Consider the following 14,074-nt stretch of genomic DNA (forward strand, 5'->3'; position numbering starts at 1 on the left):
CACCCGGCGATGGAAACCGGGCGAACACGCAGGAGCGGCGGCGTACTGCGAATAACGCATGAATGGTAGCTGTCGGCGTTCGACAGGAGCAAGCCGCGCTGCCACAACCTCGTGATCCGTCGGGTCGAGCCGGGGATCGACTGGTGCTGGAGCGGGCAGAAACCTGTCGGACGCGGTCGAGGATACCCCCATGACCCGCGGTTCTCCCGTTTCTCCGGCGAATCCGATCCCTTGGGGCGTGCGCCGGTGGTGCACCTCACGGCGGACAGCCCCCTGCAACCCACCCGTCGACGCGGCGCCGCCCCTCGATGCATGCAGTCCATCCCGTCAACGCACCGCGCGTCTTCGGGCGGGTTGCGCACAGTGGGCAGCCGGGGCGGCAGGCTAGAATTCCGCTTCTGCCCCAGCCGGTCGTCCCCCCTTGAACGCCAGTCCGTCGCCCGCCGCGCCCGCGGCCTCCCTTCAGCCGCAGCGCGACGCGATCACCGCCGCCTGGACCGGCGATGAAACCGAGCGCGTGCATGCGCTGCTGACGCAGGCCCGCCAGCCCGACGCCGACCGCGCCGCGATCCAGGCCACGGCCGCCGACCTGGTGCGCCGGGTCCGCGCCCGCGCGCAGGACCAGGGCGCGATCGAGGCCTTCATGCAGCAGTACGACCTCGGCAGCGAGGAAGGCGTGCTGCTGATGTGCGTGGCCGAGGCGCTGCTGCGCATTCCCGACCAGGACACGGCTGATGCGCTGATCCGCGACAAGCTGGGCGAGGCCAACTGGCGCAAGCACATGGGCCAGTCGGACTCGGTGCTGGTCAACGCCTCGACCTGGGGGCTGATGCTGACCGGCCACCTGGTCGACCTGGCCGACGACACCAAGCGCAACGTGCACAACGCGTTCCAGCGCCTGATCGGCCGGGTCGGCGAGCCGATGATCCGGCTCGCGGTGCGCCAGGCGATGCGGATCATGGGCCACCAGTTCGTCATGGGCCGGACGATCGGCGAGGCGCTGACGCGCTCGCGCAAGGGCGACAACGCCGCCTACCGCTACTCGTTCGACATGCTGGGCGAGGCCGCGCTGACCCAGGCCGATGCCGACCGCTATCTGAAGGCCTACCGCGATGCGATCGACGCGATCGGTCGCACGGGCCCGTTCGGGGACGCGATCACCGCGCCGTCGATCTCGGTCAAGCTGTCGGCGCTGCACCCGCGCTACGAACACGCCAAGCGCGAGCGCGTGCTGGCCGAACTGGCGCCGCGGGTGCTCGATCTCGCGCAGCGCGCGAAGGGTCATCGGATCGGCCTGACGATCGACGCCGAGGAAGCCGACCGTCTGGAACTGTCGCTCGACGTCATCGAAGCCGCGTGGACCGATGCCGCGCTGGCCGGCTGGGACGGATTCGGGATCGTCGTGCAGGCCTACCAGAAGCGCGCGCCGTTCGTCATCGACTGGATCGCCGCCCTCGCCCGCGCGCATGGCCGCCGGATCCCGGTGCGTCTGGTCAAGGGCGCGTACTGGGACAGCGAGGTCAAGCGCGCCCAGGTCGAAGGCCACCCGGGCTATCCGGTGTTCACCCGCAAGCCGAACACCGACGTCAGCTATCTCGCCAACGCGCGCCGCCTGCTGTCGGCGACCGATGCGATCTATCCGATGTTCGCGACCCACAACGCGCACACCATCGCCGCCGTGCACCGCATGGCGACGACGCTGCTGCCGGCCGCGGGCGGCGCCAAGCCCTACGAGTTCCAGAAGCTGCACGGCATGGGCGACGATCTCTACGCCGAGGTGATCCCGGCCGACCGCCTCGACGTGGCCTGCCGCGTCTACGCGCCGGTCGGCTCGCACGAGGACCTGCTGCCGTATCTGGTGCGGCGCCTGCTCGAGAACGGCGCCAACTCCAGCTTCGTCAACCGGATCAGCGATGAGGACGTCGCGATCGACGACCTGATCCGCGATCCGGTCGAAGTCGTGTCCGGTTTCGAATCCATTCCCCACCCCCGCATTCCGCTGCCGGTCGACCTCTACCGCAGCCAGTCGCACGACAGGAGCAATTCCATGGGCGTCAATCTCGCCAACGACGCGCAGCTCGCCGCACTCGCCGAACAGATCCAGGCCCATGCCGGTCCATGGACCGCCGGTCCGCTGGTGCCGGGCGCGACCAGCAGCGGCGAGACGGTCGAGGTCACGAACCCGGCCGACCGCCGCGTGCGCGTGGGCCAGTGGCAGGCCGCCGACACCGCGACCGTCGAGCAGGCACTGCGCAACGCGACCGACGCGCACGCCGACTGGAATGCGATGCCGGCTGCCTCGCGCGCGGCGATCCTCGAGCACGCCGCCGACCTGCTGGAAGCGCGCATGCCCGCGTACATCGCGATGTGCACGCGCGAAGCCGGCAAGACGATTCCCGACGGCGTCGCCGAAGTGCGCGAGGCGGTGGATTTCCTGCGGTATTACGCCGGCGAGGCGCGCCGGTTGTTCATCGTCGAGGCGCTGCCCGGCCCGACCGGCGAATCCAACAGCCTGCAGCTGTCCGGCCGCGGCGTGTTCGTCTGCATCAGCCCGTGGAATTTCCCGCTGGCGATCTTCGCCGGCCAGATCGCCGCCGCGCTCGCCGCGGGCAATACCGTGATCGCCAAGGCCGCCGAGCAGACCACGCTGGTCGGCCATGCCGCGGTGAAGCTGCTGCACGAAGCCGGCGTGCCGGAAGCGGTGCTGCAGTACGTGCCCGGCGATGGCGCCAGCGTCGGCGCCGCGCTGACCTCGGATGCGCGCGTGGCCGGCGTGGTGTTCACCGGCTCCAACGCGACCGCGCTGGCGATCAACCGCGCGCTCGCCGCGCGTGACGGCGCGATCGGCACGCTGATCGCCGAGACCGGCGGCCAGAACGCGCTGATCGCCGATTCTTCGGCGCTGCCCGAGCAGCTGGTCAAGGATGCGCTGGGTTCGGCCTTCACCTCGGCGGGCCAGCGCTGCTCGGCCGCGCGCGTGCTGTTCGTGCAGGACGACATCGCCGACAAGGTGCTCGAGATGCTGGCCGGCGCGATGCAGGAACTCAGCGTCGGCGATCCGGCGCTGCTGTCGACCGACGTCGGCCCGGTGATCGACGCCGACGCGCTTCGCATGCTCGACGTGCATGCCGAGCGCATGGCGAAAGAGGCGCGCCTGATCGCGACCACGCCGGTCGGCGAGGCCACCGCGCACGGCACCTTCTTCGCCCCGCGCGCCTGGGAGCTGCAGTCGCTGTCGCAGCTGCAGCGCGAGAACTTCGGCCCGGCGCTGCATGTGATCCGCTGGAAGTCCGACCAGCTCGACGCGGTCATCGACGCGATCAACAACACCGGCTACGGCCTGACGCTGGGCATCCACTCGCGTATCGACGAGACGGTGGACAGGATCACCGCGCGCGCGCGGGTCGGCAACGTCTACGTCAACCGCAACCAGATCGGCGCCGTGGTCGGCGTGCAGCCCTTCGGCGGCCAGCGCCTGTCGGGCACCGGCCCGAAGGCCGGCGGCTCGCACTACCTGCCGCGCTTCACCACCGAAAAAACCGTGACCATCAACACCACGGCCTCGGGCGGCAACGCCTCGCTGCTGACGCTCGGCGAGTAAGGTCTGCGATGCGGCCGGCACGCGCCGGCCGCATCCGACGCAGTGTTCTTCCCGCGTGGCCGCGAACGCCACGCGCGTCCGCTAGGATCACGCGCTCCCCTCGTGACGTCCGGCCCCGATGGCCTTCGATGCCTTTGCCCTGATCCTGGCCATGCTCGCGCTGGGCATGCTGTTCGCCCGCCTGCGGGTGATGCCGGCCAATGCCGCCGAGGTGCTCAACCTCGTGGTGCTCTACGTGTGCCTGCCGGCCGCGGTGCTGGTGCACGTGCCGAAGCTCACCTTCGACGCGACATTGCTGGGCGTCGCGGCGACGCCGTGGCTGCTCGCGCTCGCGACACTCGCGCTGGTGCTGCCGCTGGCGCGCTGGCTGCGGTTCCGGCGCGACGAGACCGCGGTACTGCTGCTGTGCGTGGCGCTGTGCAACAGCAGCTTCATCGGCTATCCGATGATCGCGGCGCTGCTCGGCGAGGATGCGGTCGCCTACGCCGTGGTCTACGACCAGTTCGGTACCTTCGTGCTGCTGTCGACGTTCGGCCTGACAATCCTCGCGCGCTACAGCGGCGACACGCCGCCGGGCTGGCGCGACATCGCGCGGCGGATCGTGCGCTTTCCGCCGGTCTGGGCGCTGGTGTTCGGGCTGACGCTGATGCCGGCCGAGCCGCCGGCGTGGATCGCATCGGCACTGGAGAATCTCGCCGGTGCGCTGCTGCCGCTGGTGATGCTGGCGGTCGGCCTGTCGATCCAGCTGCGCATGCCGCGCGACGAGCTCCGCCCGCTGGCGATGGGACTGGTGCTGAAACTGCTGGTGATGCCGGCGATCGCGCTGCCGCTGTCGCTCGTGTTCGGCATGTCGGGCACGATGCTGCAGGCGAACGTGCTGGAGTCGGCGATGCCGAGCATGATCACCGCCGCCGCGCTGGCGATCGCCGCCGGCCTTGCGCCGCGGCTGGCGGCGGCGCTGGTCGGTTACGGCATCCTGTTGTCGCTGGTGACGCTTCCCGCGTGGGCATGGGTGCTGGAGCGGTTCGTCTAGCGTCGACGCGGGCATCGCGCGCCGCGGGTGTCGCTGCGCTCCACCCGGCCCTGCCGGGCGATTGCGTGCGATTCGCGACTGTATGTGTTTCGCCGATTACGCCGGAGAATCCACAAAAAAAAGCCCCGCCGAAGCGGGGCTTTTTCCTGTCGCGATGTCGCGTGGATCAGAAGCGGTACTGCGCCGACACGCCGAACAGGTTGGCGTTGCCATCGAAGGTGCCGGCGACGCGGCTGCCGCCGCTGGTGGTGTCGATCTTCGGATCGCGCGGTTCGATGCGGGTGTAGGCGAAGTTCACGTCGAACGCGTCGCTGAGCATCCAGGTCGCACCCACCGAATAGAAGATGCGGTTCGCATCGGGCAGGCGCGGGGTGCGGTGCTCGAGGCTGGTCGGGGTCTCGTCGTACGCGACGCCGCCACGCAGCTTCCAGCTGTCGTTGAGCTTGTACTCGGCGCCGAGGGCGGCGAAATACGTGTCCTTCCACTCGAAGGGCTCGACCGAGTCCGGATCCGGGTTGTCGAACTGGATGCGCACTTCGCGCAGCGACGACCAGTTGGTCTCGGCGTAGGTGGCCGACAGCATCAGCGCGTCGTTGACCTGCCAGGCGGCGCCGATGTTGAGGATCGACGGCGTGGTCAGTTCGGCGAACACGGTGCCGTCCTTGAACAGCGCCGACGTGGCGGCGCTCGAGCCGAACACGGCTTCAACGTTGCCCGGGACGGTCCAGTCGGCAGTGCCGGTCAGCTCGTAATCGATCTCGGAGCGGTAGCTGACGCCGATCGACACGGCATCGGTCGGACGGAAGTTCGCGCCGAGGATGTAGCCGAAGCCGTTGTCGTCGCCCTGGACGACCGCCAGGCCGTCAGCGGCCTGCGGACGCGCGAACGGCAGCGCACGGGTGGCCGGGTTCGCGAACAGCAGCGAACCGAAGTCCACGGCCTTCGACAGCGTGACGTCGGCGCGCGAGGCGATCACGCCCAGACCGACCGAGAAGCGGTCGGTGATGTCGATCGCGCCCGACAGCGTCAGGTCGATGATCTCGACTTCCGAAGTCTGCGCGGCGTAACGGCCGACCCAACCGGCGTCGTACTCGGTCTTCAGACCGAACGGCGCGCTGACCATCGCGCCGAGCGCGACACCGTTGTCGAGCTTGCGCACGACCGACATGGCCGGAATCGGGGTCACGTCGCCGGCGTTGCCGCCATTGCTGCCCGTCAGCGGACGGCCGAGAGCGTCGGTGCCGCTGCCCTGGAATTCGTAGTTGAGGTCGATGACGGACAGGTCGACCTGCACCGTGGTGCCTTCGAACTGGGTCATCATCGCCGGATTGTTGGTGACGACCGAGCTGTCGCCGGTCTTCGCGGCGGTGCCGGCGAAGGCGCTGCCCATCGACTTGACGCTGTTTTCCTTGAGCTGGAAGCCGGCCGCGTTGGCCTGGCCTGCGAACGCCAGCGCGGCGGCGATGCCGACAGCGAGGACGGTGCTCTGCATGTAGCGGGGGGTGGTAGCCATGTGTTGCGTTCTCTCCCAAACAGGTGTTGTTGTGATGCTTCGCCTGGCGTGGACGGGGCCCCCTCCGTCCGCCACCACCTGTCGGAATTCCCCTCCCGAACGCGCGTAGCGGGGCGCACTATACCGTACGATTGCGTGTGGAAAACTTGCTGCGATGCGGCATTAGCGGCGTCTTCCCGGCGCGCTTTACCGGCCCTGCGACGGCCCTCGACAATGGTCGCCCGATGTTCGTCTCGATCCCCAACCGCCATGCCCGCACCCCGTTCCGCTGGGCGGTGCCGATGCTGTGCGGGCTGCTCTGGCTGACGTTCCTGTGGGCCAGTACGCGGTCGGCGAACGAGCACTACACGCTGCTGCTCGACTGGGGTGCGCTCTACGGCGGACCCGTCGGCACCGACGGCACGCTGGCGAACTGGCGCGACGCCGGTCCGTGGCTGCGCCTGATGACCGCGCTGTTCCTGCACGCGGACTGGGCGCACCTGCTCGGCAACCTGGTGTTCCTGCTGATCTTCGGCCTGCCGGCCGAACGGCTGATGGGCGCGTGGCGATTGCTCGTGCTCTTCATCGTCGGCGGCGCGCTGGCGAACCTGTCGGCGGTGCTGGCGATCGGCACACCCGACCGGCTGATCATCGGCGCCAGTGGCGCGGTGTCGGCCTTGATCGGCGCCTATCTGGCGCTGTTTCCGCGCGCGCGGCTGGGCGTCGTGGTGCCGCTGGGCCTGTTCCTCGAATTCGTACGCGCACCGGCGTCGCTGCTGATCGGCATCTGGGCGGTGTTGCAGGTGTTCTTCGCCTACATCGGCCCCGCCTACGGCGCGGTCGCCTGGACCGCGCATCTGGCCGGCTTCCTGTTCGGCGTGATGTTCGCGCTGATCTCGCGGCATGCGATCGGCCAGCGGCTGCGACGGCTGAAGGGGTATTGAGACGCGGTCACGTGTGATGGGTGATTGGAGTAGGCGGCCCTGCTCGTGGGCCCGGCTCCGAATCACCCATGCCGGATTTCCGACGACGGCTCTTACAATCGCCCCATGACACCCAAGACACTCTTCAAGGTCACCTTCCTCAATCACGGCAAGGTCTACGCGCTGTACGCGCGCCAGGTCGAGAGCGGGCGGCTGTGGGGCTTCGTCGAGGTCTCCGAACTGGTGTTCGATGTCCACGACGGTGTCGTCGTCGATCCGACGGAAGAACGGCTGCGCGACGAGTTCGCCGGCACCCGCACGCTGCATCTGCCGATGCAGAGCGTGCTGCGGGTGGAGGAAGTCGAGAAGAAAGGCCAGTCGGCGATCCGCGACGCGGCCACCGGCGAGGCCGTGGTCACGCCGTTTCCGCTGCCGGCGCGACCGCGCTGAGACCGCCGCGCTGCGCATGAAGGGCTGAAACGCCGCGTTACACTCCCCGGCCCACGCGGCCATCGCGCGCGGACTGCGATGCTGGCTCCACTTCCCGTCACCCGGGCACACCGCCCAAGGCAACGATGACCACTCCCCAGGCACTGCTCGACACCCACGGCCCACGCGAATCGATGGAGTACGACGTCGTCGTCGTGGGCGCAGGTCCCGGCGGCCTGGCGACCGCGATCCGGCTCAAGCAGCTGGCGGCCGAAGCGGGGCGCGAGGTGTCGGTGTGCGTGCTGGAAAAGGGCTCCGAACCGGGCGCACACATCCTGTCGGGCGCGATCATCGACCCGCGTGCGCTGACCGAACTGATTCCGGACTGGAAGGACAAAGGCGCGCCGCTCAAGCAGGCGGTCACCCGCGACGAATTCCTGTTCCTCGACGAGACGGGCCAGAAGTCGACGCCTGATTTCTTCCTGCCCGACTGCTTCAAGAACCACGGCAACTACATCATCAGCCTCGGCGCGCTGGTGCGGTGGCTGGCCACGCAGGCCGAGGCGCTGGGCGTGGAGATTTTCCCGGGCTTCGCGGCGGCCGAAGTGCTGTATGCCGACGATGGCCACGTGCGCGGTGTCGCCACCGGCAACCTCGGCATCGGCAAGGACGGACAGCCGACCGGCGAATTCCAGCTCGGCATGGAACTGCTGGCCAAGTACACGATCTTCGCCGAAGGCTCGCGTGGCCAGCTCGGCCGCGAGCTGATCGCGAAGTTCGCCCTGGACGCAGGCCGCGACCCGCAGAGCTACGGTCTCGGCATCAAGGAGCTGTGGCAGATCGATCCGGCGAAACACGAGCCCGGCCTGGTCGTGCACACCGCCGGCTGGCCGCTCGACGACGACACCTACGGTGGCTCGTTCGTCTATCACGCCGAGGACGGCAAGCTGGCGATCGGTCTCGTCGTCGGTCTCGACTACAAGAATCCCTGGCTGAGCCCGTTCGAGGAATTCCAGCGCTTCAAGACGCATCCGGCGATCCGCAAGTATCTCGAAGGCGGCAAGCGCATCGGCTATGGCGCGCGCTCGATCACCGCCGGCGGGCTGCTGTCGATTCCCAAGCTCGTGTTCCCGGGCGGCGCCTTCGTCGGCTGCGAGGCCGGCACGCTCAACGCCAGCCGCATCAAGGGCAGCCACGCCGCGATCAAGACGGGCATGCTCGCTGCCGAGGCCGCATTCGCCGCGCTCGGCGAACACCGCAGCGGCGACGAACTGGCCGCATATCCGGTCGCGTTCGAGGCCAGCTGGCTGCACGCCGAGCTGTCGCAGGCCAAGAACTTCAAGCAGTGGTTCAAGAAGGGCCGCACCACCGCGACGCTGATGACCGGCATCGAACAGTGGCTGCTGCCGAAGCTCGGCATGCGCGTGCCGCCGTGGACGATCCACCGCGACCGGCCCGACCACGCGTGCCTGGAACCCGCCGCGCAGCACACGAAGATCGACTATCCGAAACCCGACGGCGCGCTGACCTTCGACCGGCTGAGCTCGGTGTACCTGTCGAGCACCAATCATGACGAGGACCAGCCGGCGCATCTGACGCTGAAGGATGCGTCGGTGCCGGTCGACGTGAACCTGGCGACCTACGCCGGCCCCGAGGCGCGCTACTGCCCGGCCGCGGTCTACGAATACCTCGACGGTCCCGACGGCCCGTTCCTGCGGATCAACGCGCAGAACTGCGTGCACTGCAAGACCTGCGACATCAAGGACCCGACCCAGAACATCGTCTGGGTCGCGCCGCAGGGCGGTGGCGGGCCGAACTACGCGGGAATGTAAGCCGTTGCCGGCTTTCCGGCCGGACGCAGCATTCTTGAAAACCTCCCCGTATACTCGGGCGCAGCTGTGGCCGCGGGCCATGTCGCCAAAGGTGCTTCGTGCGTAATTACGATCTCGAGTTCCTCAAGCGCTTCTCGATGGTGTTGGGTTTCCTGACCATCGTGACGCTGGGCCTGATGGTGGGGGCCTGGTACCTGCACAACTCGCTGCCGACGGACGTGCCGCCGAATGTCGCCAAGCGCACCGAAGCGCGCATCGCACCGGTCGGCGCGGTCTACGCCGGTGCGACCGGTGCCGCGTCGCAGGCCGCGGCGACCGCCGCAGCGGCCGCGGCTGCCGCTGCGCAGGTCGCCTACGGCGGCACACTCGACGGCTCTGTGATCTACCAGAACCTGTGCGCGGGCTGCCACACCTCGGGCGCCGGTGGCGCACCGACGCTCGACCACCAGCACTGGGATGCGCGCCTCGCCCAGGGCACCGAAACGCTGTACCGCCATTCGATCGAAGGCTTCACCGGCGCCGCCGGCGTGATGCCCGCGCGCGGCGGCAATCCGGCGCTCAACGACGAGCAGATGCACGCCGCGGTCGACTGGATGGTCGACAACCTCAAGTAACGTTCGTCGGGTACCTTGCCCGCCCCAGACGCCGCCTTATCCGGGCGGCGTCTTCGCGTCAGGCCGTCGAGGCCGATGGAGACCCGCACGATGCCCCTGCCGACCCGCTCCACCCGCCTGCTGCCTGGCCTGCTCGCCTGCGCCCTGCTCGCTGCCTGTCGCACGACGGCGCCGGGCCCGGACGCGACGCCGGTCACGGCGCCCTCACCGGTCGTCAATGCGCCCAGCGCGGCCGTCACGGTGCGCGACGTGGTCGTCGACGGCCGGGTGACCGGTGCGTTCGCCGACGGCCTGGGCGGGTGGTTCCTGCAGTCCGCGACGTCGGGCCGTGACCAGCCCGCCGCGGTGTTCGTGGAGGCCGTCGCCGGGGGGGCCGCACCTCCGGCCGGCGCCCATGTCCGCGTGCGCGGCACGCTGCGCAGCGTCGACGGCCTGCCCACCCTGCAAGCGGCACACGTCGACACGCTCGCCACCCCGGCACCTGCGCTGGCGCCGCTGCGTCTGGCCGGCGCGCCAGACGACTGGTCGCGACTCGCCGGGCAATGGGTGCGGATCGACGCACCGCTGACCGTCAGCGGCCAGCACGAAAGCGCACGGCGCGGCACCCTGGTGGCCAGCTTCGACGGCCGCCTGTACGTGCCGAGCGAGATCGGCTGGCCGGGCGCGCAGGCCGCGATGGTCGCGGCCGCCAACGCCGAGCGCCGCATCCTGCTCGACGACGGTCGCGACGACGCGCCGGCGGACGGCGCGCCCTGGTATCTGCCCGAGACCGCGCGTGCGCTGCGCAGCGGCAGCGTGCTGACCGGCGTCGAGGGCATCGTCGATCACCGCCACGGCGCCTGGCGCCTGCAGCTGACCACGCCCGTGCAGGTGCAGCCCGCGCCGCGACCGGCCCCGCCGCAGGTGGACGGCGACGTGCGCATCGCCGCGTTCAATCTCGAGAACCTGTTCAACGGCGATGGCCGCGGCGGCGGCTTTCCGACCGCGCGCGGCGCCGAGACGCCGGCGGACTACGCGCGCCAGCTCGAGGGCCTGGTGGCGACGATCACCGCGCTCGATGTCGACGTGGCCGCGCTGATGGAGCTGGAGAACGACGGCTACACCCCGGATTCGAGCATCGCCCATCTGGTCGACACCCTCAACGCCGCCGGCCCGGCGCGCGACTGGCGCTTCGTCGGCACCGGCGAGGGACCGGGCACCGATGCGATCCGGGTCGGCCTGATCTACCGCAGCACCCGGGTGCGTCCGCAGGGCGCGCCGGCCACGCTCGGCGGTGGCCCCTTCGAACGCTCGAGCCGGGTCCCGTTGGCCCAGGCCTTCGTGCCGGTGCGCGACGGCCGGCCCGACGGCGCGGACTTCAGCGTCGTCGCCGTGCACTTCAAGTCCAAGGGCTGCGGCAGTGCCGCCGGCGCCGATGCGGACCGCGGGGATGGCCAGGCCTGCTGGAACGCGACACGCACCGAATCGGCCCGCCGCCTGCTCGACTGGCTGGCCCGCGCCCCGACCGGCGCCGGCGAACGGGTCGCGGTGGTCGGCGATTTCAACGCCTACGCCCGCGAAGATCCGCTGCGCCTGTTCTACGACGCGGGCTGGCGCGATCCCTTCGCCGCGGGTCCCGGCGCGCCGCCGCACAGCTTCGTGTTCGACGGTCAGGCCGGGCGCCTGGATCACGCGCTGCTGAGCCCGGCGCTGGCCGCGCGCGTGGCCGGCGCGGCGAAGTGGCATACCAATGCCGACGAGCCGGCGGACATGCGCGAGCGCGAGGCGGCCGGCCCGTGGCGCAGTTCGGATCACGACCCGCTGGTGGTGGGGCTGCGCCTGCGCGGGCGCTGAAGCTCAGGGCCGGCTGATCGCGCCGACGTCCGGTCGCGACGTCGCCCACCCCGCGTCGCGCGATCGTCGTTTCGACTTCTTGAAACCGGCACCTCTTCTTCCGGAAGAGCGCCTGCCCCGGACCCGATCCGGGGTCGACGCGCGCAGCGCGTCGGACGAGGGTGGAACGGGCGCGCGGATTTCTCCACTGCATCCCGACAGCGCGCCAGCCTTGCTGAAGCGTTCGCGTCTCCAACGGCTCGCCCCCACCCAACCCTCCCCCGCACGCCGGGGAGGGCTCAAACAGTCCCGTCGCAAGCGCCCCGGTATCATTCCCGCATGACGTCCCCCACGTTCCCCACGCAATCCGGGCCGCTGGTGCTGCCCGGTCCCGCCGGCGACCTCGAAGCCGCGATCGACCTGCCCGACGCCGACGTCGCGGCATTGCCGGTCGTCGCCGTGGTCTGCCATCCGCTGCCCACCGAAGGCGGCACGATGCACAACAAGGTCGTCACGATGGTCGCGCGCACGGTTCGCGAACTCGGCGCGGCCGCGGTGCGCTTCAACTTCCGCGGCACCGGCGCGTCCGGCGGCACCTACGACAACGGTGTGGGCGAGCTCGACGACCTGGCCGCGGTGGTCGAGTGGGTGCGCCGTGAGCGCCCCGGCCACGCACTGTGGCTCGCCGGCTTCAGCTTCGGCGCCTACGTGTCGCTGCGCGCCGCCGATGCCCTGCAGCCGGATGTGCTGATCTCGGTCGCACCGCCGGCCGGTCGCTGGGATTTCGAGTCGATCGTGCTGCCGACCTGCCCGTGGCTGGTGATCCAGGGCGAGGCCGACGAGATCGTCGATCCGCAGGCCGTCTACGACTGGCTCGACGACAGCGGCGCGCAGGCCGAACTGGTGCGCATGCCCGAGACGAGCCACTTCTTCCATCGCCGCATGATCGATCTGCGCGGCGTCGTGCGGCACTGGGCCGAACCGCACCTGCCGCGGGCCGCGGGCTGATGCGCGTGGTGCCGATCCGGGTGCTTGCGCCCCGGATGCCCTGCGCATGAGCGCGCTGCCGACGCCCTCCGCACGCTATGCCGCCGGCGTCGCACGCGGCGACTGGCAAGCCGATCCCGCGCAGCAGCCCGCACTGGTCGAACTCGACCGGCTGCATACCGCGCTGATCCAGCCGCCCGCGCGGCGCGGCGTGCTCGGTCGCCTGTTCGGCGGCGGCGACGCGCCCGATGTGCCGGCCGGCCTGTACCTGTGGGGCGGCGTGGGTCGCGGCAAGACGTTCATGATCGACCTGTTCCACGACGGCCTGCCCCTGCAGTCGATGCGCCCCGCGGCGTCCGACGCCGCGACGCCTCCGCCGGCGAAGGATCCCGCACGCCACGCGACGCCCGATCCGAAACTCGGCCGCAAGCGCCGCACCCATTTCCACCGCTTCATGCGCGAGGTCCACGCGGCGCTGCGCGTGCATGCCGGCGAACGCGATCCGCTCGCGGTGATCGTGCGCGGCTGGCGCGATGCCGGCCTGCGCGTGCTGGTGCTCGACGAGTTCTTCGTCAGCGACATCGGCGACGCGATGCTGCTCGCGCGCCTGCTCGACCGCATGTTCGCCGACGGCATCGTGCTGGTGACCAGCTCGAACGTCGATCCCAGGGATCTTTACCGCGACGGCCTGCAGCGCGTGCGCTTCCTGCCGGCGATCGCATTGCTGCAGCGGCATTGCCAGGTCGTGCACCTGCGCAGCGACACCGATTACCGCATGCGTGCCCTCACACGCTCGCCGGTGTACCGCACGCCGCTCGATGCCGACTCGGACGGCTGGCTCGACATGCGCTGGCACGAACTCGGCGGCGACGACGACCACCGCGATGCCGGTGTCGAGATCGACGGCCGACGCATCTGCGTGCGGGCGCGCACGCCGGGCATGGCCTGGTTCGATTTCGACGCGCTGTGCGAAGGCCCGCGCGGCGCCAGCGACTACATCGAGGTCGCGACCGAATTCCACACCGTGCTGCTCGGCGGCATCCCGCACATGGACGCCACCCGCGACGATGCCGCGCGCCGGTTCGTGACGCTGATCGACGAGCTCTACGACCGCAACGTCAACTTCGTCTGTACGGCCGCCGCCGAACCGCCGGCGTTGTATGGCGGCGAGCGCCTGACCGGCGCGTTTGAACGCACTGCCTCGCGGCTGATCGAGATGCGCAGCGCCGAATACCTGCAGCGCGAACACCGCGGCTGAGGATCGGCGGCGTCGCGCGGATCGCACGATCGGTCCATGCGCGCGCGGCCCGACGATCCACTGGCGTGCCGCGCAGTCGACCGGTCGGCAGGT

The 14,074-nt window shown here is 70.2% G+C and carries 10 protein-coding genes; 9 read left to right on the forward strand and 1 reads right to left on the reverse strand.

All coding sequences use genetic code 11. The annotated features are described in order from the left end of the window. The first annotated feature begins 421 nt into the window (after positions 1–421). Together putA and AC3IRM_RS15825 are read left to right on the forward strand one after the other, a co-directional pair. Positions 422–3,601 (forward strand): bifunctional proline dehydrogenase/L-glutamate gamma-semialdehyde dehydrogenase PutA, encoded by a 3,180-nt coding sequence (gene putA / locus AC3IRM_RS15820; protein WP_489204040.1) that lies wholly within the window; start codon positions 422–424, stop codon positions 3,599–3,601. A 118-nt stretch (positions 3,602–3,719) separates the two neighbouring features. Next, positions 3,720–4,634 (forward strand): AEC family transporter, encoded by a 915-nt coding sequence (locus AC3IRM_RS15825; RefSeq protein ID WP_489204041.1) that lies wholly within the window; start codon positions 3,720–3,722, stop codon positions 4,632–4,634. A 166-nt stretch (positions 4,635–4,800) separates the two neighbouring features. Here the strand turns inward: AC3IRM_RS15825 and AC3IRM_RS15830 are convergent, their stop codons facing one another. Next, positions 4,801–6,147, reverse strand: coding sequence for an OmpP1/FadL family transporter (locus tag AC3IRM_RS15830; RefSeq protein WP_489204042.1), 1,347 nt, complete (start codon positions 6,145–6,147; stop codon positions 4,801–4,803). Between the two features lie 224 nt (positions 6,148–6,371). On the opposite strand from AC3IRM_RS15830, the gene AC3IRM_RS15835 reads away from it, so the two are divergent. The 7 genes from AC3IRM_RS15835 to zapE all read left to right on the forward strand — a co-directional run bounded on the left by AC3IRM_RS15835 (position 6,372) and on the right by zapE (position 13,981). Then, complete coding sequence (locus tag AC3IRM_RS15835) at positions 6,372–7,070, forward strand: rhomboid family intramembrane serine protease (protein ID WP_489204043.1); 699 nt, start codon at positions 6,372–6,374, stop codon at positions 7,068–7,070. 105 nt (positions 7,071–7,175) lie between these two features. Further along, positions 7,176–7,499 (forward strand): DUF1820 family protein, encoded by a 324-nt coding sequence (locus AC3IRM_RS15840; protein WP_489204044.1) that lies wholly within the window; start codon positions 7,176–7,178, stop codon positions 7,497–7,499. A gap of 125 nt (positions 7,500–7,624) precedes the next feature. After that, a complete protein-coding gene (locus AC3IRM_RS15845; protein ID WP_489204045.1) occupies positions 7,625–9,310 on the forward strand; it encodes an electron transfer flavoprotein-ubiquinone oxidoreductase in 1,686 nt (561 codons plus the stop codon). Between the two features lie 98 nt (positions 9,311–9,408). Further along, a complete protein-coding gene (locus AC3IRM_RS15850) occupies positions 9,409–9,924 on the forward strand; it encodes a c-type cytochrome (protein WP_489204046.1) in 516 nt (171 codons plus the stop codon). A 90-nt stretch (positions 9,925–10,014) separates the two neighbouring features. Beyond that, entirely contained in the window at positions 10,015–11,757 is a 1,743-nt protein-coding gene (locus AC3IRM_RS15855) for an ExeM/NucH family extracellular endonuclease (RefSeq protein WP_489204047.1), read from the forward strand. A 318-nt stretch (positions 11,758–12,075) separates the two neighbouring features. After that, on the forward strand, positions 12,076–12,744 hold the full coding sequence (locus AC3IRM_RS15860; protein ID WP_489204048.1) for an alpha/beta hydrolase: 669 nt from the start codon (positions 12,076–12,078) through the stop codon (positions 12,742–12,744). A 46-nt stretch (positions 12,745–12,790) separates the two neighbouring features. Further along, positions 12,791–13,981, forward strand: a complete 1,191-nt coding sequence (gene zapE, locus AC3IRM_RS15865) for a cell division protein ZapE (RefSeq protein ID WP_489204049.1) — start codon at positions 12,791–12,793, stop codon at positions 13,979–13,981. Positions 13,982–14,074 lie beyond the last annotated feature (93 nt).

The organism is Luteimonas sp. KH_071 (genome assembly GCF_057838005.1).

What these genes read in the sequence shown, in the direction of transcription:
- AC3IRM_RS15830 (WP_489204042.1), bottom strand. Translation starts at nt 6,147, where the DNA reads ATGGCTACCACCCCCCGCTACATGCAGAGCACCGTCCTCGCTGTCGGC.
- AC3IRM_RS15855 (WP_489204047.1), top strand. Translation starts at nt 10,015, where the DNA reads ATGCCCCTGCCGACCCGCTCCACCCGCCTGCTGCCTGGCCTGCTCGCC.
- AC3IRM_RS15840 (WP_489204044.1), top strand. Translation starts at nt 7,176, where the DNA reads ATGACACCCAAGACACTCTTCAAGGTCACCTTCCTCAATCACGGCAAG.
- zapE (WP_489204049.1), top strand. Translation starts at nt 12,791, where the DNA reads ATGAGCGCGCTGCCGACGCCCTCCGCACGCTATGCCGCCGGCGTCGCA.
- AC3IRM_RS15845 (WP_489204045.1), top strand. Translation starts at nt 7,625, where the DNA reads ATGACCACTCCCCAGGCACTGCTCGACACCCACGGCCCACGCGAATCG.
- AC3IRM_RS15860 (WP_489204048.1), top strand. Translation starts at nt 12,076, where the DNA reads ATGACGTCCCCCACGTTCCCCACGCAATCCGGGCCGCTGGTGCTGCCC.
- AC3IRM_RS15835 (WP_489204043.1), top strand. Translation starts at nt 6,372, where the DNA reads ATGTTCGTCTCGATCCCCAACCGCCATGCCCGCACCCCGTTCCGCTGG.
- AC3IRM_RS15825 (WP_489204041.1), top strand. Translation starts at nt 3,720, where the DNA reads ATGGCCTTCGATGCCTTTGCCCTGATCCTGGCCATGCTCGCGCTGGGC.